Raw genomic sequence first — 16,487 nt, 5'->3', positions numbered from 1 at the left:
TCATGTCTCAAATCTCATATCTTAATTAAAAGCTTTAATAATATCCACAAAATCGCGAGATTTTAGGGACGCGCCACCTATCAGGCCGCCATCAATATCGGGGCAGGCAAATAGTTCGGCAGCGTTTTTAGGATTGCAGCTACCGCCGTATAAAATGGTGGTACTATCGGCAACTTCCTGGCTGTATTTAGCAGCAATTTCTTTACGGATAAACTCATGAATTTCCTGGGCCTGCGCTGATGACGCGGTAACGCCTGTACCTATAGCCCAAACCGGCTCATAAGCTAAAACAAGTTTACCAAACTGCTCGGCATCTAAATGAAAAACACCTTCAACCAATTGCGATTTGATCACATCAAAATGCTCATTAGCTTCACGCTCCTGCAAAGTTTCGCCGATGCAGAATATAGGGCGTAAATCGTGTTTTAAAACCGTATCCGTTTTTTTAGCCAAAAGCTCGTTGGTTTCGCCAAAATACTGGCGGCGCTCTGAGTGGCCCAGGATAACGTAAGCCGCGCCGATAGATTTAATCATCCGGGCAGAAATTTCGCCGGTATAGGCGCCGCTTTCGGCCTGGTGGGCGTTTTGAGCGCCAACAGATACTTTATGGTAACCTTTTGCTAATTGTACCAGGCTATTGATATGGATAAAAGGGCTGCAAATAACCGCTTCCTGGGCACCGGTAACCTCGTCTTTAACCATGTTAATGATTTCGGTAAATACGCCTAAACCTTCGTTATAGTCAAGGTTCATTTTCCAGTTTCCGGCAACAATTTTTTTTCTCATTGTGTTTATTTTAAGTTGATTGTGTTTTTGTGGTTGATTTGATTAGAATATGTTGATTAAGCAGATTGAGTTGGATTAAGTTGTACTGAGTTGAGTTGGCCTGCATTGCATTAAGCCGGTTTAGTTGGAAGATATTAAAACTTAATCAACCTAATCCAACCTATTCAACCCGATTAACTTAATCCAACTTACTCAACCACTCACTAAAACCTCCGATACTCCTCTGTTAATTCAAATACTTTGGCCAATATATTTTGTTCTGCTTCGTCAAAATTGCGATGATCGCGGCGGTCAAATACTTTTTGGGCCGTGGTAAACATTTTTTTGAGCGTGTAAACTTCAAAGCCCTGCGCACCTCCCCATGAAAAATCGGCCACAAAATTACGCGGGAAACCTGCGCCAAATACATTGGCGCTAACACCTACTACTGTACCGGTATTAAACATGGTATTGATAGCACATTTTGAATGATCGCCCATGATCAGGCCGCAAAACTGCAGGCCTGTTTTACGAAAACGCATGGTATTATAATCCCAAAGCTTTACCTCGTCGTAATTATTTTTCAGGTTGGAGTTATTGCTGTCGGCACCGATGTTGCACCACTCGCCAAGAACCGAGTTACCTAAATAGCCTTCGTGCCCTTTAGATGAATAACCCCAGATTACGGCATTGTTTAATTCGCCGCCAACCCTTGAGTAAGGGCCAACTGTGGTTGCGCCATAAATTTTGGCACCCATTTTAACCTGCGAGTGCTCGCAAATGGCAAAAGCGCCCCTAATGTGGGTACCTTCCCAAATCTCGGTATTGGCCGATAGATAAATGGGACCGTTGGTAGTGTTAAATGTCGAGCATTCGGCAACAGCACCTTCTTCGGCAAAAAAATCGTTGCCAATAATTACGTTGGTAGCGCTTATAGCGGCGCTGGTACGGCCCTTGGTAAGCAACTGATAATCTTTCCGCAGTTCGATATCATTTTTCCTGAAAATATCTTCGGGGTATTTTATCGATACAAAAAGAGAGGTGTAAGCCATAATTTTGTCGAAAACAGCTTCGGGGTTAAAGCTCTCTGCGCCAGCCTGGTTTAAACGTACAGCCAGTAACTGGTCGTTATATTTTAATGCCTCGCCCGTTTGCAGATTGCCTATCGCTTCCAGTAAACCTTCATCAGGGCAAACAGCGCCATTGATAAACAGGTTGTCGGCCTCAATTTTCGCGGGGAATTTGGCCTGCAAATAATCAAGCGTATGGAATGACGTGGTTGTATTTAAATGCTTAGCCCATTTTTCGGCAATGGTCATGATACCAATGCGCAAATCGGCAACGGGCCGGGTATAGGTAAGCGGCAGTAAAGTTTGGTGTGCGTTATCGTCGAAAAGAATAAGAGCCATGGCGCAAAAATAAAAAAAGTCCCCCGATACGTCGGGAGACTTGTAAATATTTAATTAAACAAGCAATTATTTCTTGTTGTAACGTGTACGGAATTTATCGATACGACCAGCAGTATCAACCAGTTTCATTTTACCGGTATAGAAAGGATGCGATGTGTGCGAAATTTCTAATTTGATCAATGGATACTCGTTACCGTCTTCCCATTTAATGGATTCACGTGTATCGATGCAAGATTTAGTCATAAAGGCATATTCGTTCGACATGTCTTTAAACACAACTAATCTATAGTTTTTTGGATGCAGATCTTTTTTCATTATATATAAACTTATCTTCTGTAGTCTTTAAAAGAGGCGCAAATGTAATGAAATAATTCAAAATTCAAAAGGCAAAAGTAAAAAGAATTGCAGGCGGGAAGACGGTGTTGCGAGGATCGGCGTGCGGGGTGCGTGAAAGAAGCAAATTCTCCGTCGCCTTCCCGTCCCCTTCGGGTCTCTCGATAGAGGACCTGAAGGGCCAATGCCAGTCGAAAATACGATGACTGTATAAAATTCTGCTTATCGAATAAGATTGTGCTCCACATGCCTCAGGGTCCTTTTTCAAAGAGACCCTGAGGGGACGGAACAGGCTACTCAATTGGCAGTTTCATTTAAATAAAAATACCATCCCATTCTTCACTAAAATAAATTTCCAAAAACTCTTTAAATGAGTTGGCAACTATCTTGAAGCTATCGCCACAAATAACATACACTTCATTTTTTTCAGATGCCCCATCATATAATCTGATAGCGTAAATGCATATATGACAAAAATAATCGCTAAAAACGAAGCAGTCCTGATGCGTCGGCAAAGTGTTTACAATATTCCTGTAATCCGGTGAGCCGCCCCAATCACCAACTTCATCCTTTACTGATTTGAATTGATTAATACCATAAAAGCAAAACATATCGAGGTCATAAACATGAACATTAAACGTTCGAAAGTAATCTTTAAGATCATCGGGAATGATCAATTTATGATTTGATTCAAACGAAGCAATATTGTTTTCTATACCAGGATCCATCTTAATTCTTGATTCTAATCTCTTGACTCTATTCCCTGGCACAGCTCAATCAGCACCCCATTAGCACTCTTTGGATGCACAAAACACACTAATTTATTATCTGCCCCCTGCTTAGGCTCATCATTCAGCAGCACAAATCCTTCACTTTTTAAACGGTGCATTTCGGCAACTATATCATCCACCTCAAATGCTATATGGTGTATCCCCTCCCCCTTTTTGGCTATGAATTTGGCTATGGGGCTATCGTCGTTCAGGGCCTGCAGCAGTTCTATTTTGTTGGGGCCCGTTTGTAAAAAAGCGGTTAGTACCCCTTCGCTTTTTACGGTCTCGGTTTTATAAACCGGGGTATTTAAAAGCTTTTCATATATGTTGCCTGCAACGGTAATATCGGTTACGGCAATGCCAATATGTTCAACTTTGTTCATGTCCAAATATTGTAAATTAATGGTCAGCTTTGATAAAATACACTTTATTTTGAATGATTTTAAATTAAAACTTGCTTATCTTTGTACTGTTAATATAGCACAGCACATGAATATCCCCATTTATTTAGATAATAACGCAACAACACCGATGGACCCACGGGTTTTAGAGGCAATGTTACCTTATTTTACCACAAAATTTGGTAACGCAGCCAGCCGTAACCATCCGTTTGGCTGGGTAGCCGAAGAAGGTGTTGATTATGCACGCGAGCAAGTGGCCAAACTGATAGGCGCAAACGAAAAAGAAATCATCTTCACTTCGGGCGCTACCGAATCAGATAACCTTGCCATTAAGGGTGTGTTTGAAATGTATAAAGACAAAGGTAACCACATTATAACTACCGTTACCGAACATAAAGCCGTACTTGACGCTTGTAAACACGTTGAAAAACTGGGTGGTAAGGTTACTTACCTGCCGGTTAAAGAAGATGGTTTACTTGACCTTGCTGTATTAGAAGCCGCCATGACCAGCGAAACTATCCTGGTATCGGTAATGTATGGCAACAACGAGATTGGCGTTATCCAGCCTATAAAAGAAATTTCTGCCATTGCCCACAAATACGGCGCCCTGTTTATGACAGATGCTGTACAGGCAGTTGGTAAAATACCTGTTGATGTAAATGCTGATGGTATCGACCTTTTGGCACTATCGGCTCACAAAATATACGGCCCTAAAGGCGTTGGCGCATTATACGTTCGCCGTAAAGGACCACGTGTTAAAGTTACCGCACAAATGGACGGTGGCGGCCACGAGCGCGGCATGCGTTCAGGCACATTAAACGTACCGGGCATTGTTGGCCTTGGTAAAGCCTGCGAGCTTTGCGGCCTGGAAATGGAAAGCGAAGCCAAACGTTTATCAGCTTTACGCGATAAACTGGAAGCAGCTTTAACCGTACTGGAAGAAAGCTATGTAAACGGAAACGTTGAGCACCGCTTGCCACACGTTGCCAATATATCATTCAAATACGTGGAAGGTGAAGGCTTAATGATGGCGATGAAGGATTTAGCTGTGTCATCAGGCTCGGCCTGTACATCAGCTTCGTTAGAGCCATCGTACGTACTGAAAAGCTTAGGCTTATCAGACGACTTGGCACACTCATCAATCCGTTTTGGCCTGGGCCGCTTTACTACCGAAGAAGAAGTTGACTACGCTGTTGAAGTAACCAAAAACTCGGTTACCCACCTGCGCGAACTTTCACCACTTTGGGAAATGTTTAAAGAAGGCATCGACCTTGACTCCATTGAGTGGGCAGAACACTAAATAGATATGCAAATGTGCAGATTTCAAATGTGCAGATGCCTTAACTGATAAAATAATATACGAGTAGAATTTAATCACTAATTCAATAACTCACTAATTCAATAATTAAAAAAATGGCATATTCAGATAAAGTAATCGATCACTACACTAACCCCCGCAATGTGGGCACTTTGGATAAAAGCAGCCACAAAGTAGGTACCGGCTTAGTTGGTGCACCTGAATGCGGCGACGTAATGCGCCTGCAAATTGAGGTGGATGATAACAATGTTATCACCGATGCAAAATTTAAAACCTTTGGTTGCGGTTCGGCAATCGCTTCTTCGTCTTTAGCTACCGAGTGGTTAAAAGGCAAAAGCATCGACGATGCAATGAAAATTGACAACATGGATATTGTTGAAGAACTGGCTTTACCACCGGTAAAAATTCACTGTTCAGTACTGGCAGAAGATGCCATCAAAGCAGCAATAAACGATTTCCGCGTTAAAAACGGCCTGGAAGCAATTGCAAGCGAAAAAGTACACCATTAATAGATTTGAGATGTTAGATATGAGATTTGAGATTTCATATCCGGCGCAAATTTATAAGTGGTAGATTGTTTAATAGATTTGAGTTTAGAGGTGGTGGCATTTGTCTCATATCTCAAATCTCATATCTCACATCTAAAAAAATGGTAACTGTAACTGATAAAGCAAAAAGTAAAATAGAACACCTGATGCAGGATGGCGGGCTTGATGCTTCGTATTTTCTGCGTGTTTCTGTACAGGGTGGCGGTTGCTCGGGTTTATCATACAATTTGGATTTTGATAACGAAGAAAAAAAAGGCGACCAGTTTTTTGAAGACCAGGGCGTACGTATGGCTTTGGATATGAAATCGTTCCTGTACCTTGCCGGCACCGAGCTTGATTTTAGCGACGGCCTTAACGGCAAGGGCTTCAATTTCCATAACCCTAACGCCAGCCGTACCTGCGGCTGCGGCGAAAGTTTTTCTGTATAAAAATTTATACTTTATATATAAAAAGAGGCTCCAGGTTGGGGCCTTTTTTTGTTTTGAGGCTTTTTTTAAAAACGGTTAAAAAATAGATGAAAAAACTGGCATTACTGAGCTAAACAATCAAAAATAAACGACTGTCATCCTGAGTAGTAAAATTTCGCGAAATTCTGAAGGAGAAATGACATACAAAAATAAAAAGACTGTCATCCTGAGGTACGAAGGATCTATTCGCGAACTTTTCTATCGGTCATGCACAGCTGATAGATCCTTCGTGCCTCAGGATGACAGGAAAACCGAACTTACCATGGGTAGTTGCAAATTTTGCGAAGTTCAGGAGGGAAAGTGGTGTATATCGCATATCGGCGACGACTCACCCCGACGAGGCTCTGCCCGTCTGCCCCTCTCTCCGACTGCGTCGCATAGAGGGGCTCAAAAACAAAATTGGGGTTACCCTCTATGCGGCGCAGCCGGAGAGAGGATCGGCCAACGCAGCGTAGCCGGGGTGAGTCGTAGCCAGCGTTCAAAGCCAATGTTTCTCAACCCTCTTTGCGGCGCAGCCGGAGAGAGGGTCGGCCAGCGCAGCGTAACCGGGGTGAGTCGTAGTCGGCGTTCAAAGCCAATGTTTGTCTAAAACCGAACTGCTTCATTAAAGTATAAAAATTAAGCGTTATAACCGGGATAATAACTAACTTGTACCAAACACCTAATAACCGTATCAGCTATGTCGTTCCTGTTTAAATTACCACTTCTATTGTTATTAAGCGCATTGTTTGCCTTCAAACAAACAGATTATAAAGCAGATATAGAAATTATTAAAGCTTCAAGAGCCGCATCTAATATTGCCATTGCCAAACACGATGTTGACGGCATATCCAAATACTGGCTACCCGATTTTGTGCAAACCATAGGCAGGGGAATCACCACTACCGGGAAAGATAGCATAGCCGCTGGCTGGAAACAGCTATTCAAAATCAACAAAACCGTAGCTTACGTACGTACTCCTGTAACCATTACCATAGGCGATAACGGCATCATGGCCTGGGAAACCGGCAACTGGACAGCCACCAACTCCTACAGTAAAGGCGGCAATTACTCGGCCATGTGGCGTAAAATTGATGGCAGTTGGAAATTACAGGCGGAGTTGTTTGTATCGTTAAGGAAACTTTAAAATGGGCTGTATCTGGGAGAGCACCGAAAATACACAAATAAAGCCGGATGCACCTAAAGCAACAGTTATCTTCAATCTCAAAGCTCATATCTCACATCTCAAGTCTATAGTGGCGTACGCCCCGATAAAAATCGGGGCGCCAGGCTATCCACTCATACTGCACGAGGCATTAGCCACAGGCCGGTACCCGTTTCTATCCTTTACGCGAGCCGCGACCTATTTACTCTTGTCTGAGGTCCAACTGATATCACCATTTTCATTCGTTTTTACCGTAATCTTAAACGTGCTTGCATCCCCTTGAGAGTTAGTTATTGAATATTTAGAAAAAGGGGACAATCTTATTGTTGTTACAAAAATGCGTTTTTGATTCCAACCTCGATAAACATTGTAACCTCTGTTCAAGTTTTTTAAATCAATCATGCCAGGTGCTGTGTTGGCAGAATCGCCCCATTCAATATAATAATATTCTTTAAGAGAGTCGTTTTCAATATAAACACGTTTTAGATCGTTGGAATCACGCGATTTTATACTTTGTTCTTTGATGTCGAAATAAATCGAATTATTTAAACACGAAGAAACGAGTGAACCTAAAAAAATCAAAAACATCTTTTTCTTCATATATTAGCTTTTAGGTTTAGCCGCGAGTTTCGCTGCCTCTTTTTTTTGCTTCTGATATCTATCCCACTACCTTTGAATCATCTTGACTCTACCATTGTCAGTTGTATGGCTACTATCAAACATTTTTTTTAGTTTATCAGGTCCATAGTAATTTTAAAAAAAATCTAAATTTTCTTAAGCTGGCGCACGCGTGCCGCGTGTGTCCAAATTGTTTAGCACAATTATTGTCGCTTACAAAAAAGCCGGGCACAGTTATAGTATTTTGTATAAAGCTACAATCATTCTCTTAACATTAATCATCCCTACTAATTGTCAGCGCACAAAAAGCCCGGATGAACTTAATACATTAGGGCTTAAAAGGTTACTTAGCATGGCGTTTACCTATCAGCGGGGCACACGCGACACGCGTGCGCCAGCGGGGAGGAAGCAAAATCGGACAAGTCCAGTTGCATCAGGTCTAACTTTGCATCGGCGTTTTTCTTTTTAATCAGAAAAATTGCTTCATTACCACTTTTAAGGTTACAGGCAGTCATGATCACGTGAGCACCTTTACTGCTCAATACCTTTGCTGCTTCTAATCCAAGTCCACTGTTTGCATCTGTAATGAGAATTATTTTTCCATGCTGTGAAGGGATGTCGTCCGCTGTCCAATTTTTTGTTGCCATTTTATATGTTTTTAATTATGACACAAAGGTCGGAGACTTCAAAAATGTCAGAGTAGCCAATTCCCTTTATGTTGTACCCTAATCAAGCTTCTCCAGTTTGTTCATCGTTGCATTGTCGGTTAGGATTGCACATAACGGTTCCCGGCCTGACGATGTGGCGGATTTTAGCTCAAAAGTTCATTAGAATCTCTGCTGTTGAACCTTGCACAAATATTTCATAGAAGCACTTCGGCCGTCATATTGCCAAACCAACATTAGCCGTTCGCCCTTTTTCAGGATGCAATTTGTTTCTTTAATTGTCGTGTCGTTAACTTAATAAATTCATTCTTGTCTTTCTTTGCTTCCTTTATCATTACTTTTAAGTCGGCTGGAATGTCCAAATACTTTTCTGCCCACAAATGAACTTCTACAATTATTGGTAATAAGTTTATTGCCTTTTGAGTAAGTTTATATAACACTTTTGCCCTACTGTCCGGGTGTTCTAACTTTTCGATGAGTTTGTTTTCTTCTAAACTTTGAAGTCTTGATGCTAAAATGTTTGTCGCTATACCTTCTGCTGATTTTAAAAAATCGCCATAAGTTGATTTATTATGGAACATCATATCTCTAATAATCAATAACGACCACTTGTCGCCAAAGATGTCAAGTGAACAACTGATAGGGCAGTCCGACCTTTTTTTTACTGTTTCCATTCTCTTATTCATAAACTTCTTAAAAAGAATTCAATAATTACTTGCAAAATGAAAGTTGTTTGTATATTTGTACTTGCAAAATGAAAGCGAATTTATAAATAAATAGTCAAAGTATAAAATGAACAATCGCTTCGTCAGGCTTTGGTTTGATAGTGGCAGCCAGGCTACACGAAAGTGGTTACAAGGCGTTGGCACAAGTCGTAACCCAAGTGAATACAAGGGCCATTTAAAATATTGGCGTTGGGTATTGCTGATGATAGTTCTGTAAAGTCATTCGGTAAATCCATCCTGTTAGCAAGGTGCTTCGTTGTTTTTGACAATACAGCATTTCGCTTAAATTATAAACAAATCTAAAAAATCAATAAAAATGAAAGCATTCACAGTAGAACGCTACGGCAAAAAAGAAAAACTACATTTAACTGATTGGGCACAACCAACAGTAAATGAAAATGAAGTATTGGTTCAAATCAATGCAGCAGCCATAAACTTGTCAGATACACTTCTTAAAAATGGCGACTTTAAACTATTTCTGCCCTACAAAACACCTTTTGTAAATGGGCAGGATATGGCAGGCGTTGTTACAAAAGTAGGTGCAAAGGTTGCTAAATTTAAAGTTGGCGATGAAGTTTATGCAAGGCCATCTGATTTTAAAATTGGCACTTTTGCTGAATGTATTGCTGTAAATGAAAATGATTTGGCTTTAAAACCAAAAAATCTTTCCATGGAAGAGTCTGCATCTATTCCTGTGGTTGGGCTTACTTCCTGGCAAGTACTTGTTAAAATTGCAAAACTAAAAAAAGGTCAAAAAGTATTTATACAAGCAGGTTCTGGTGGTGTTGGTACATTTGCTATTCAACTGGCAAAACATATTGGTGCTTATGTTGCGACAACCACAAGCACAACAAATATTGAATTGGTTAAAAGTTTGGGTACTGATTTAGTAATTGATTACAAAAAAGAAGATTTTGTCAATATTTTAAAAGATTATGATGTTGTGCTACATAGCATTAAAGATGCAAAAGTGCTTGAAAATTCTTTGAAAATTTTGAAACAAGGTGGTACATTGGTTTCTCTTACAGGTCCGCCAACAGCCGAATTTGCCAAAGAAATCGGTTTGGGCTGGCACCTGCAAATGCTCACCAATTTGTTGAGTTTGTCTGTAAGACGAAAAGCAAAAAAATTGAATGTCAATTTTAAGTTTTTGTTTATGAAGCCAGACGGCAAGCAGTTAAGCGAAATTACAGCTTTGATTGAAGCAGGAAAAATCCGTCCAATAATTGATAAAGTGTTTCCGTTTGAACAAACAAACGAAGCAATGGCTTATGTTGAAACTGGTCGTGCCAAAGGAAAAGTTGTTGTCAAGGTTAAGTAGTTTGTCTGACTGCTGAAAATTTGAACGGTGAAACATTTCTCAATTACATTCATATTTCTACTATTTAAAGGCTAAACTGTGATTTTATACCGCCTATAAATGTAGCGTCATCGTATTGCTGACGGTTTGCCATAAGCATTTTGGCATCTTCTCCCGCTGTATATCTTAATTGATCTGTTCCATCTGTTGCGGCTTTAAATATTACTTCGGCCACTACATTTGCATGCGAAGCATTTTCAGCCGTTGTGGGCATTGCTGCCATCAAAGAATTAACAAGATTTTGATATTCAGTCATACTTTTGTCGTTACTAAAGACTAAAGACCTGCCCGAAAAATCGGTTGCTATCATACCTGGCTCAACAATTTTCATTTGTCCCCACCTTGGCGCAAGTCTTGTGTTGCGGACATTGAGCGATGGAGGACTTGTGACTTTCTTAGTCTGAAAGTTCTGCCTCTATGAGGTGTTTCGTCGTAAAAAGTCCCCCATATTACAAGTCAGCCACTCACATCCAAACGCAAAAATTTGCGCTAAAATTGGTAAATACGCAACGCTTAAATTTTTATGAATACCAACAAATAAACCGATTTAGCAATTATTTACCAGGAAAGATTCAATACTTTAGAAAAATCGGTTTAGCATACCCGCAGCTTGCGTTAAGGGTTGGCGTGGAAAGCCCGAAGCACGTATTGGCCGCGCGGGCAATGGCCTGCGTGGACTTGTAACAGAAAGCCTGACCGCCGCTTCTACCAGCGGCGGGAACGCCCGGGAGGAGAGTCAAGAGATTAGAGTCAAGAATCAAGATGGAAAAATCATGGTGGTTAAAATAGCGTTAGATAGCAGGGCGGCGATATCTCTCCACCCTTGTTGGTGTTTTTCCCTAGGGCGCGGTCGGAAATGAGCGCAAAAGCAGGGAGGGGTTTATACGAGCGACAAGTTACAAAGCGACTTGAACGCCTGATTTAACCCCTACCTCCCCCTTCCCCAAGTAAGGCGCGCACACCCTGCCTTTTTTAGTTCGTCCAGAACCCATATGGGAAGTAATAAATCCGGGATGACCTGGCTGGACTTTTAAAACATATCCCCAGCCTCCACACCTTCCGGTACGGCCTGCTCTACGCTCCAGTGCTCGGCTATTTTACCGGCTTCAACCCTGAAAATCTGGTAAAATACAAACCCCTTCCCTCCTCTTTTAAATTGCGATTGAACCACAACAAAATCACCTTCGGCAATAACGCGGTGAATTTTCATTCCGCGGTTATGGTCGGTCAACAGGTATTCGTCCAATGCTTTACCGACGCTGGCAACCGCGGGGTCATGTTCTGTATAATTAACCTTAAGCAATTCAGCGGGCATCTTTTTATCCAGGATAGCCTGATAAAATGCATTTACAACCTGCTTGCTATTTTCTGCAGATGCGGTAATATCAATTTCGGCAGTTCCGTTGGATGCGGTGATGGTTAGCCCGGTTTGGTCGGGCATTTCCTGGATGGCGTCCCAATGTTCGGCCAGCATGCCATCTTTTAGTTTGAACAGATCGATAACAACCATTCGTTTGCCCATGAATTGAATATCAAGGTGGGTAACAACCATATTACCTTCCTGTATGGCCCTTATAATGGGCGATTTGGCCCCTTCAGGCGGTGGAGGCAAGGTTTTAAGGTAATTGATCATCCCGGTAATGCCGGCCCTGCCCTGGGGAACTGTAGGGTTGTGCTGCCTGTAGTTTTCCAGCACAAATTCAGGGATAAGTTCGGCCTTGCGCTGGCCAACAATCAGCTTATAAAATAATAGTACTCTTTGTTTATTGGTTAGGGTATCCATAGGTGTATTTGCTTTGGCCGCAACAAACGCGCATAAAATAATGCAGCATATGCCCATTGCCGGTAAGTTTGTAATTTTCATTACGATTGATTAGAAATATAAAAATTGAAACGTGTTTAACACTTACACTGAGAAATCAGCGCTTCCGGGAACCTGTATGAACAGGCCGGGCATCAGGCTACCCTTTGTTGATATGTAGTTGAAGTAATTATGGAATAAAGATAGTGTTTTGGACAAAGGATGAAAGACTTTTGGATAAAAGATTTTCAGAAAGGAATCAAGGATAAAGCCAATGACTAATGACAACGTAGCGAATGACTAATGACTAAAAAACTTCGGGAACTTTGTAAAACCGGTTATCGAAATTTACCAAAAACAACTCGGTTGTTGCGCGGGTAACGGCTGTATAAAACCAACGGAGAAAATCCATATTGATCATTTCGTCGGTTACGTAGCCCTGGTCAACAAAAACGGCGTCCCACTGGCCACCCTGGGCTTTATGGCAGGTGATGGCATAGGCAAACTTAATTTGCAGGGCATTGTAATATGGATTTAGCTTCAGTTCGTTGTGCATGGCCCGTTTGTTGGTAAGGTGGGCGTAATCCTTCATGACTTCTTCGTAAAACTTTTTCTGATTTTCCTGCGATAAAGCCGGCGAATCGGTATACAGGGTATCCAGCAATATTTTACAATCCAATACCGGGTCTTCGGCGTAGTCAATAAATTCTATCTGCACATCGGCAAAACGGAAACCGTACATTTCTTCGGTTCGGCGCACTTTACGGATGCGGGCAATATCGCCATTGGCAATAAAATCGGTACTGTTTTCCTCATTATCCTTGAGCCAGAAGTAGTTGTTTTTTACAATCATAATCTGGTCGCCGCCGGTAAGCTCCTCTTCCCGGTACAAAATCCGGTTGCGGATCTGCCCGTTGTACAGGTTAGCATTTTTGTTCGACCGGCAGATGATGAGTGTTCTGTCGTAGCCGTATTTCCGGTAGGCGTATTCAAGTCCTTCGGGCAACCGTTCGCCCGTCATCCTGAAAACGTCTTTATAGCCTTTGGTTACAATTTTAGGGGCAACCGCTTCATCTTTCCTGATCAGGTCACGAATTTCGGTCGCGTTAAATAATATTCCCGAATCCTTTTGCTGACGCAGCACGTCGGTAAGTTCATATTTAAAAACACTGAGGCCGAATTTATCCTGCATAATTTTTTCGCTCAGGGCCGGGCTGGTATCTGAGCCTACAGGCGGCAGCTGGGCGGTATCGCCAACCAGCATCAGCTTACAGTTTTTATCGTTGTAAACGTATCTGAGTAAATCAAACAACAATGAAACCCGGCCACCCATGGATTCATCACTGATCATAGATGCCTCATCAACAATAAACAAGGTATCGCTCGATAGGTTATCGGCAATGGCGAAACCATCATCAAGTGTTAAGGCAGCCTTTTTTCGGTAGATGCGTTTGTGAATAGTAAACGCCTTTTTACCCGAGTAATTGGTGATCACTTTAGCTGCCCGGCCTGTAGGCGCCAGCAGCACCGAGCGATAATTATACTGCTTAAGCGCTTTTACCAATGCTCCTACTATGGTAGTTTTACCGGTACCGGCGTAGCCCCGCAGTATAAAGCATTCATCGCCTTCGCGGCTTTGCAAAAAAGTGTGCAGCCGGTCAAACAGTTCCAGTTGCTGGCCGTTGGGAGTATGCGGAAATGCTTTGCGGATATGATCAATCACTGTCACTCTGCAAAAATGCTGATAAGTAATTGAAAAACCTTTAGCCATATTAAAAAGCTATGCAGATTAGTTATAAATTTGGCCATGGAATTTGAGGAATACAAGCAGGAAGAACGGAGCGAAGAAGACTACGTAGATATATACTCGCGCAAGGCAATATTCTGGTTTTCGGTATTCAATTTTATATATGGTGGCGTACTGCTTTGCATTAATTTGTGGGTTGCTGGTTACCGGAAGGCCGTAGCCGAAGTGCTGATATTTTTATTGCTTGTACAGTTTTCATACGTTATGGCAATCAGGTACTCAGGCATTAATATTAGCCCGGAGGTGATAAAAAAAGCGGCGTCAGGTGTACCATTAACCGTTAATGAAATGATCCCGCTGCTCCAGGTTGCCGGTATTACGATAGCTTTCCATATAGCCGCCGCGTTTATATTGTCGAGGTATTTTTTCAGGAAGTATTTCCCGGATGATGATTATTACCCGAAACCAATATTCAGGCCGCTGATCATTTACATTATACTTGCTTTATGCACCAGGTTTATGATTTGATTTTATCCGGATGCAATCAATTAACCGCCGCCATGTATATGGTATCTGCTAAAAAATATTACTTTTGTTTAAACCGGCATGAGCGAATATAATTACAACTACCATGATGATGACTTTAGCCTTGATAAGGCGCAAGGTTACACCCTATTGATACAAATTGATAAAACAACGTTTACCTATGCTGTTACCGATCAAAATAGGCTTATTGCTGTTGCCGACAATCATCCACTTGATGAATTAATTAACCCGGAAGAGCTGCTCGACCTGTTATCGGCAAATTTTAAAAATGTAGTTATTGGTTTGCCTGCAACTGGTTTTTCGCTGCTGCCACAAACCGTTTTTAACCCGGACAAACTTACCTACCTGGCCCGTTTCCTGGACGTAAAGGCTGACGAAAAAGTGCTATCGCAACCAATTGACAGCCGCAATGTTATCATTTATAAAACGCCCGAAACTATATTAAACGCTGCCGACGAATTTGGTTTGCGCAACACCGTTTACACATCAAAAGGCTGGTTAAATGTTTTGGCCCATAACCAGCCCGGCGACAGAGACTTATACATAAACATTAATGGCGATACTGTTGAAATTGCCAACTTTAACTTCAGTAAACTACGGTTTTATAATACTTTTGAATTTGCCGACGAAGATGAACTGGCCTATTTTGTATCATTGGTAACCGACGAGTTAAACCTGCAACCTGCCTACACTTACGTTTATATAAGCGGCGATGTTGACGCAGGAGATAAAAACATAACCCGCCTGGCCGAATTTTTTGGAAAGGTTGAGGTAAATACTACAAAAATTCTGCAAACCCCGCTTGAAATTGAGGGGCATAAAATACTGTCACTTTCGGCCCTGTCATTATGCGTATCATCGGAGGCACTTTAAGAGGGTTAAGGCTTAATCCACCCAAAAACCTTCCGGTGCGCCCCACTACCGACCTGGCCAAGGAAGCGCTTTTTAATATTCTTTTAAATCAGATAGAATTTGAAGGCATCAAGGTGCTTGATCTTTTTAGCGGCACAGGCAATATTTCATTGGAATTTGCTTCGAGGGGCGCAGCCGAGGTTATATCTGTAGACAGGAGCATCCATTGCGTTAACTACCTTAAAGACACATCGCGCCAACATAAGCTTGACCAGGTGAAGGTGTATAAGGAAGATGTTTTTAAATATCTTCAAATGGAAACCGAGCAGTACGACCTTGTTTTTGCCGATCCGCCATATGACCTGAACAAGATCCCCGAGATACCGAAAATAGTTTTTGAACGGAACATACTGTTACCCGGCGCTTTACTGATTGTGGAGCATCAATCGATGCAAAACATCAGCCAGCACCCATCATTTGTGGAGCAGAGAAAGTATGGGCACTCGTCGTTCTCGTTTTTTAGGGCGAAAGAATAAGATTATTCCACCTTAACAACAACCAAAGCAGTTTCTGCAAAAAGCTTAAGCTTTTCGTCATCTGCATTGGTAATTATAGCGTCAACCTGGTTTATATCGGCAAATTTCAAATAGGTTTCGTTGTTTATTTTACCGGCATCGCATAAGATATAGGTAAACGCACTTTGTTTGATATAAGCTGATGTTATTTCTGCCTCGAGTTCGCTGTTTGCAAATAAACCGTTTGGGGATATGCCGTCAACCCCTAAAAAGGCCTTGCCGGCTCTGTATCGGGCAATATGTTCATTTGCCACCTTGCCATGTACGGCCTGCCTTTTGCTGTCGAACTCTCCTCCTATTATATTCAGGGAGACCTGGCAGTTTTGTAATTCATAAATAACAGGCAACGAGTTGGTTATCACCTTTATTTTTTTATTTTTTATAAACTGGCAAAGCCTGAAAACAGTACTGCCGCAATCCATAAAAATAATATCTCCGTCCTA

21 protein-coding genes are annotated in these 16,487 nt (G+C 41.8%); 9 read left to right on the top strand and 12 right to left on the bottom strand.

All coding sequences use genetic code 11. The features are described from left to right. Window positions 1–21: 21 nt before the first annotated feature. The 5 genes from tpiA to mce all read right to left on the bottom strand — a co-directional run bounded on the left by tpiA (window position 22) and on the right by mce (window position 3,660). Window positions 22–786, bottom strand: coding sequence for a triose-phosphate isomerase (gene tpiA / locus AC1RM2_RS33765; RefSeq protein WP_274212860.1), 765 nt, complete (start codon window positions 784–786; stop codon window positions 22–24). Between the two features lie 203 nt (window positions 787–989). After that, a complete protein-coding gene (locus AC1RM2_RS33760) occupies window positions 990–2,174 on the bottom strand; it encodes a GlmU family protein (protein ID WP_492989522.1) in 1,185 nt (394 codons plus the stop codon). 66 nt (window positions 2,175–2,240) lie between these two features. Then, window positions 2,241–2,489 carry a type B 50S ribosomal protein L31 gene (locus tag AC1RM2_RS33755; RefSeq protein WP_090646940.1) on the bottom strand — a complete coding sequence of 83 codons (249 nt, stop codon included), beginning with the start codon at window positions 2,487–2,489 and terminating at the stop codon, window positions 2,241–2,243. Window positions 2,490–2,821: 332 nt separating this feature from the next. After that, window positions 2,822–3,235, bottom strand: a complete 414-nt coding sequence (locus tag AC1RM2_RS33750; RefSeq protein ID WP_492989521.1) for an SMI1/KNR4 family protein — start codon at window positions 3,233–3,235, stop codon at window positions 2,822–2,824. 14 nt (window positions 3,236–3,249) lie between these two features. Then, window positions 3,250–3,660: a methylmalonyl-CoA epimerase gene (gene mce, locus AC1RM2_RS33745; RefSeq protein WP_492989520.1), complete on the bottom strand. Its 411-nt coding sequence runs from the start codon at window positions 3,658–3,660 to the stop codon at window positions 3,250–3,252. A 106-nt stretch (window positions 3,661–3,766) separates the two neighbouring features. Between mce and AC1RM2_RS33740 the strand changes: the two genes are divergently transcribed. The 4 genes from AC1RM2_RS33740 to AC1RM2_RS33725 all read left to right on the top strand — a co-directional run bounded on the left by AC1RM2_RS33740 (window position 3,767) and on the right by AC1RM2_RS33725 (window position 7,137). Beyond that, complete coding sequence (locus tag AC1RM2_RS33740; RefSeq protein WP_274212855.1) at window positions 3,767–4,978, top strand: IscS subfamily cysteine desulfurase; 1,212 nt, start codon at window positions 3,767–3,769, stop codon at window positions 4,976–4,978. Between the two features lie 113 nt (window positions 4,979–5,091). Next, entirely contained in the window at window positions 5,092–5,505 is a 414-nt protein-coding gene (iscU, locus tag AC1RM2_RS33735; protein WP_090646927.1) for a Fe-S cluster assembly scaffold IscU, read from the top strand. Between the two features lie 140 nt (window positions 5,506–5,645). Further along, entirely contained in the window at window positions 5,646–5,972 is a 327-nt protein-coding gene (locus AC1RM2_RS33730) for a HesB/IscA family protein (RefSeq protein WP_091144685.1), read from the top strand. Between the two features lie 718 nt (window positions 5,973–6,690). Next, on the top strand, window positions 6,691–7,137 hold the full coding sequence (locus AC1RM2_RS33725; protein WP_492989519.1) for a YybH family protein: 447 nt from the start codon (window positions 6,691–6,693) through the stop codon (window positions 7,135–7,137). A 216-nt stretch (window positions 7,138–7,353) separates the two neighbouring features. Here the strand turns inward: AC1RM2_RS33725 and AC1RM2_RS33720 are convergent, their stop codons facing one another. The 3 genes from AC1RM2_RS33720 to AC1RM2_RS33710 all read right to left on the bottom strand — a co-directional run bounded on the left by AC1RM2_RS33720 (window position 7,354) and on the right by AC1RM2_RS33710 (window position 9,112). Further along, a complete protein-coding gene (locus AC1RM2_RS33720; RefSeq protein ID WP_492989518.1) occupies window positions 7,354–7,755 on the bottom strand; it encodes a hypothetical protein in 402 nt (133 codons plus the stop codon). A gap of 377 nt (window positions 7,756–8,132) precedes the next feature. Then, window positions 8,133–8,420, bottom strand: a complete 288-nt coding sequence (locus AC1RM2_RS33715; RefSeq protein WP_492989517.1) for an SDR family NAD(P)-dependent oxidoreductase — start codon at window positions 8,418–8,420, stop codon at window positions 8,133–8,135. 272 nt (window positions 8,421–8,692) lie between these two features. Further along, on the bottom strand, window positions 8,693–9,112 hold the full coding sequence (locus AC1RM2_RS33710; RefSeq protein WP_492989516.1) for a winged helix-turn-helix transcriptional regulator: 420 nt from the start codon (window positions 9,110–9,112) through the stop codon (window positions 8,693–8,695). A 118-nt stretch (window positions 9,113–9,230) separates the two neighbouring features. On the opposite strand from AC1RM2_RS33710, the gene AC1RM2_RS33705 reads away from it, so the two are divergent. Together AC1RM2_RS33705 and AC1RM2_RS33700 are read left to right on the top strand one after the other, a co-directional pair. Beyond that, the gene (locus tag AC1RM2_RS33705; RefSeq protein WP_492989515.1) at window positions 9,231–9,380 is read left to right on the top strand and encodes a hypothetical protein; all 150 of its coding nucleotides are present in this window, start codon (window positions 9,231–9,233) and stop codon (window positions 9,378–9,380) included. A gap of 99 nt (window positions 9,381–9,479) precedes the next feature. Next, window positions 9,480–10,484 (top strand): NADP-dependent oxidoreductase, encoded by a 1,005-nt coding sequence (locus AC1RM2_RS33700; RefSeq protein WP_492989514.1) that lies wholly within the window; start codon window positions 9,480–9,482, stop codon window positions 10,482–10,484. A gap of 64 nt (window positions 10,485–10,548) precedes the next feature. Here AC1RM2_RS33700 and AC1RM2_RS33695 read toward each other — a convergent pair whose 3' ends face one another. The 3 genes from AC1RM2_RS33695 to AC1RM2_RS33685 all read right to left on the bottom strand — a co-directional run bounded on the left by AC1RM2_RS33695 (window position 10,549) and on the right by AC1RM2_RS33685 (window position 14,095). Beyond that, a complete protein-coding gene (locus AC1RM2_RS33695) occupies window positions 10,549–10,854 on the bottom strand; it encodes a hypothetical protein (RefSeq protein ID WP_492989513.1) in 306 nt (101 codons plus the stop codon). Window positions 10,855–11,553: 699 nt separating this feature from the next. Next, on the bottom strand, window positions 11,554–12,387 hold the full coding sequence (locus AC1RM2_RS33690; RefSeq protein ID WP_492989512.1) for a nuclear transport factor 2 family protein: 834 nt from the start codon (window positions 12,385–12,387) through the stop codon (window positions 11,554–11,556). Window positions 12,388–12,631: 244 nt separating this feature from the next. Further along, window positions 12,632–14,095: an ATP-dependent DNA helicase gene (locus tag AC1RM2_RS33685; protein WP_492989511.1), complete on the bottom strand. Its 1,464-nt coding sequence runs from the start codon at window positions 14,093–14,095 to the stop codon at window positions 12,632–12,634. A gap of 36 nt (window positions 14,096–14,131) precedes the next feature. Between AC1RM2_RS33685 and AC1RM2_RS33680 the strand changes: the two genes are divergently transcribed. The 3 genes from AC1RM2_RS33680 (at window position 14,132) to rsmD (ending at window position 16,005) form a co-directional block, all read left to right on the top strand. Continuing rightward, on the top strand, window positions 14,132–14,599 hold the full coding sequence (locus tag AC1RM2_RS33680; RefSeq protein WP_492989510.1) for a hypothetical protein: 468 nt from the start codon (window positions 14,132–14,134) through the stop codon (window positions 14,597–14,599). A gap of 78 nt (window positions 14,600–14,677) precedes the next feature. Next, on the top strand, window positions 14,678–15,490 hold the full coding sequence (locus tag AC1RM2_RS33675; protein ID WP_492989509.1) for a DUF3822 family protein: 813 nt from the start codon (window positions 14,678–14,680) through the stop codon (window positions 15,488–15,490). Further along, on the top strand, window positions 15,466–16,005 hold the full coding sequence (gene rsmD / locus AC1RM2_RS33670) for a 16S rRNA (guanine(966)-N(2))-methyltransferase RsmD (RefSeq protein WP_492989508.1): 540 nt from the start codon (window positions 15,466–15,468) through the stop codon (window positions 16,003–16,005). Before AC1RM2_RS33675 ends, rsmD begins: the two co-directional genes overlap by 25 nt. A gap of 2 nt (window positions 16,006–16,007) precedes the next feature. Here rsmD and AC1RM2_RS33665 read toward each other — a convergent pair whose 3' ends face one another. Continuing rightward, window positions 16,008–16,472 (bottom strand): DeoR/GlpR family DNA-binding transcription regulator, encoded by a 465-nt coding sequence (locus tag AC1RM2_RS33665; RefSeq protein WP_492989587.1) that lies wholly within the window; start codon window positions 16,470–16,472, stop codon window positions 16,008–16,010. Window positions 16,473–16,487 lie beyond the last annotated feature (15 nt).

Source organism: Mucilaginibacter sp. GW822-FHT03E02, from assembly GCF_058801545.1.
Note: the sequence above shows the minus strand (reverse complement) of the source record. Positions and strands in the feature narration are given on the sequence as shown.

Excerpts from the sequence above, each read along its gene's own strand:
- AC1RM2_RS33720 (WP_492989518.1), bottom strand. The coding sequence starts at position 7,755 with ATGAAGAAAAAGATGTTTTTGATTTTTTTAGGTTCACTCGTTTCTTCG.
- rsmD (WP_492989508.1), top strand. The coding sequence starts at position 15,466 with ATGCGTATCATCGGAGGCACTTTAAGAGGGTTAAGGCTTAATCCACCC.
- AC1RM2_RS33710 (WP_492989516.1), bottom strand. The coding sequence starts at position 9,112 with ATGGAAACAGTAAAAAAAAGGTCGGACTGCCCTATCAGTTGTTCACTT.
- AC1RM2_RS33700 (WP_492989514.1), top strand. The coding sequence starts at position 9,480 with ATGAAAGCATTCACAGTAGAACGCTACGGCAAAAAAGAAAAACTACAT.
- AC1RM2_RS33755 (WP_090646940.1), bottom strand. The coding sequence starts at position 2,489 with ATGAAAAAAGATCTGCATCCAAAAAACTATAGATTAGTTGTGTTTAAA.
- AC1RM2_RS33695 (WP_492989513.1), bottom strand. The coding sequence starts at position 10,854 with ATGAAAATTGTTGAGCCAGGTATGATAGCAACCGATTTTTCGGGCAGG.
- AC1RM2_RS33715 (WP_492989517.1), bottom strand. The coding sequence starts at position 8,420 with ATGGCAACAAAAAATTGGACAGCGGACGACATCCCTTCACAGCATGGA.
- AC1RM2_RS33680 (WP_492989510.1), top strand. The coding sequence starts at position 14,132 with ATGGAATTTGAGGAATACAAGCAGGAAGAACGGAGCGAAGAAGACTAC.
- AC1RM2_RS33675 (WP_492989509.1), top strand. The coding sequence starts at position 14,678 with ATGAGCGAATATAATTACAACTACCATGATGATGACTTTAGCCTTGAT.
- AC1RM2_RS33685 (WP_492989511.1), bottom strand. The coding sequence starts at position 14,095 with ATGGCTAAAGGTTTTTCAATTACTTATCAGCATTTTTGCAGAGTGACA.
- AC1RM2_RS33760 (WP_492989522.1), bottom strand. The coding sequence starts at position 2,174 with ATGGCTCTTATTCTTTTCGACGATAACGCACACCAAACTTTACTGCCG.
- AC1RM2_RS33705 (WP_492989515.1), top strand. The coding sequence starts at position 9,231 with ATGAACAATCGCTTCGTCAGGCTTTGGTTTGATAGTGGCAGCCAGGCT.
- tpiA (WP_274212860.1), bottom strand. The coding sequence starts at position 786 with ATGAGAAAAAAAATTGTTGCCGGAAACTGGAAAATGAACCTTGACTAT.
- AC1RM2_RS33750 (WP_492989521.1), bottom strand. The coding sequence starts at position 3,235 with ATGGATCCTGGTATAGAAAACAATATTGCTTCGTTTGAATCAAATCAT.
- AC1RM2_RS33725 (WP_492989519.1), top strand. The coding sequence starts at position 6,691 with ATGTCGTTCCTGTTTAAATTACCACTTCTATTGTTATTAAGCGCATTG.
- iscU (WP_090646927.1), top strand. The coding sequence starts at position 5,092 with ATGGCATATTCAGATAAAGTAATCGATCACTACACTAACCCCCGCAAT.
- AC1RM2_RS33740 (WP_274212855.1), top strand. The coding sequence starts at position 3,767 with ATGAATATCCCCATTTATTTAGATAATAACGCAACAACACCGATGGAC.
- AC1RM2_RS33690 (WP_492989512.1), bottom strand. The coding sequence starts at position 12,387 with ATGAAAATTACAAACTTACCGGCAATGGGCATATGCTGCATTATTTTA.
- mce (WP_492989520.1), bottom strand. The coding sequence starts at position 3,660 with ATGAACAAAGTTGAACATATTGGCATTGCCGTAACCGATATTACCGTT.
- AC1RM2_RS33730 (WP_091144685.1), top strand. The coding sequence starts at position 5,646 with ATGGTAACTGTAACTGATAAAGCAAAAAGTAAAATAGAACACCTGATG.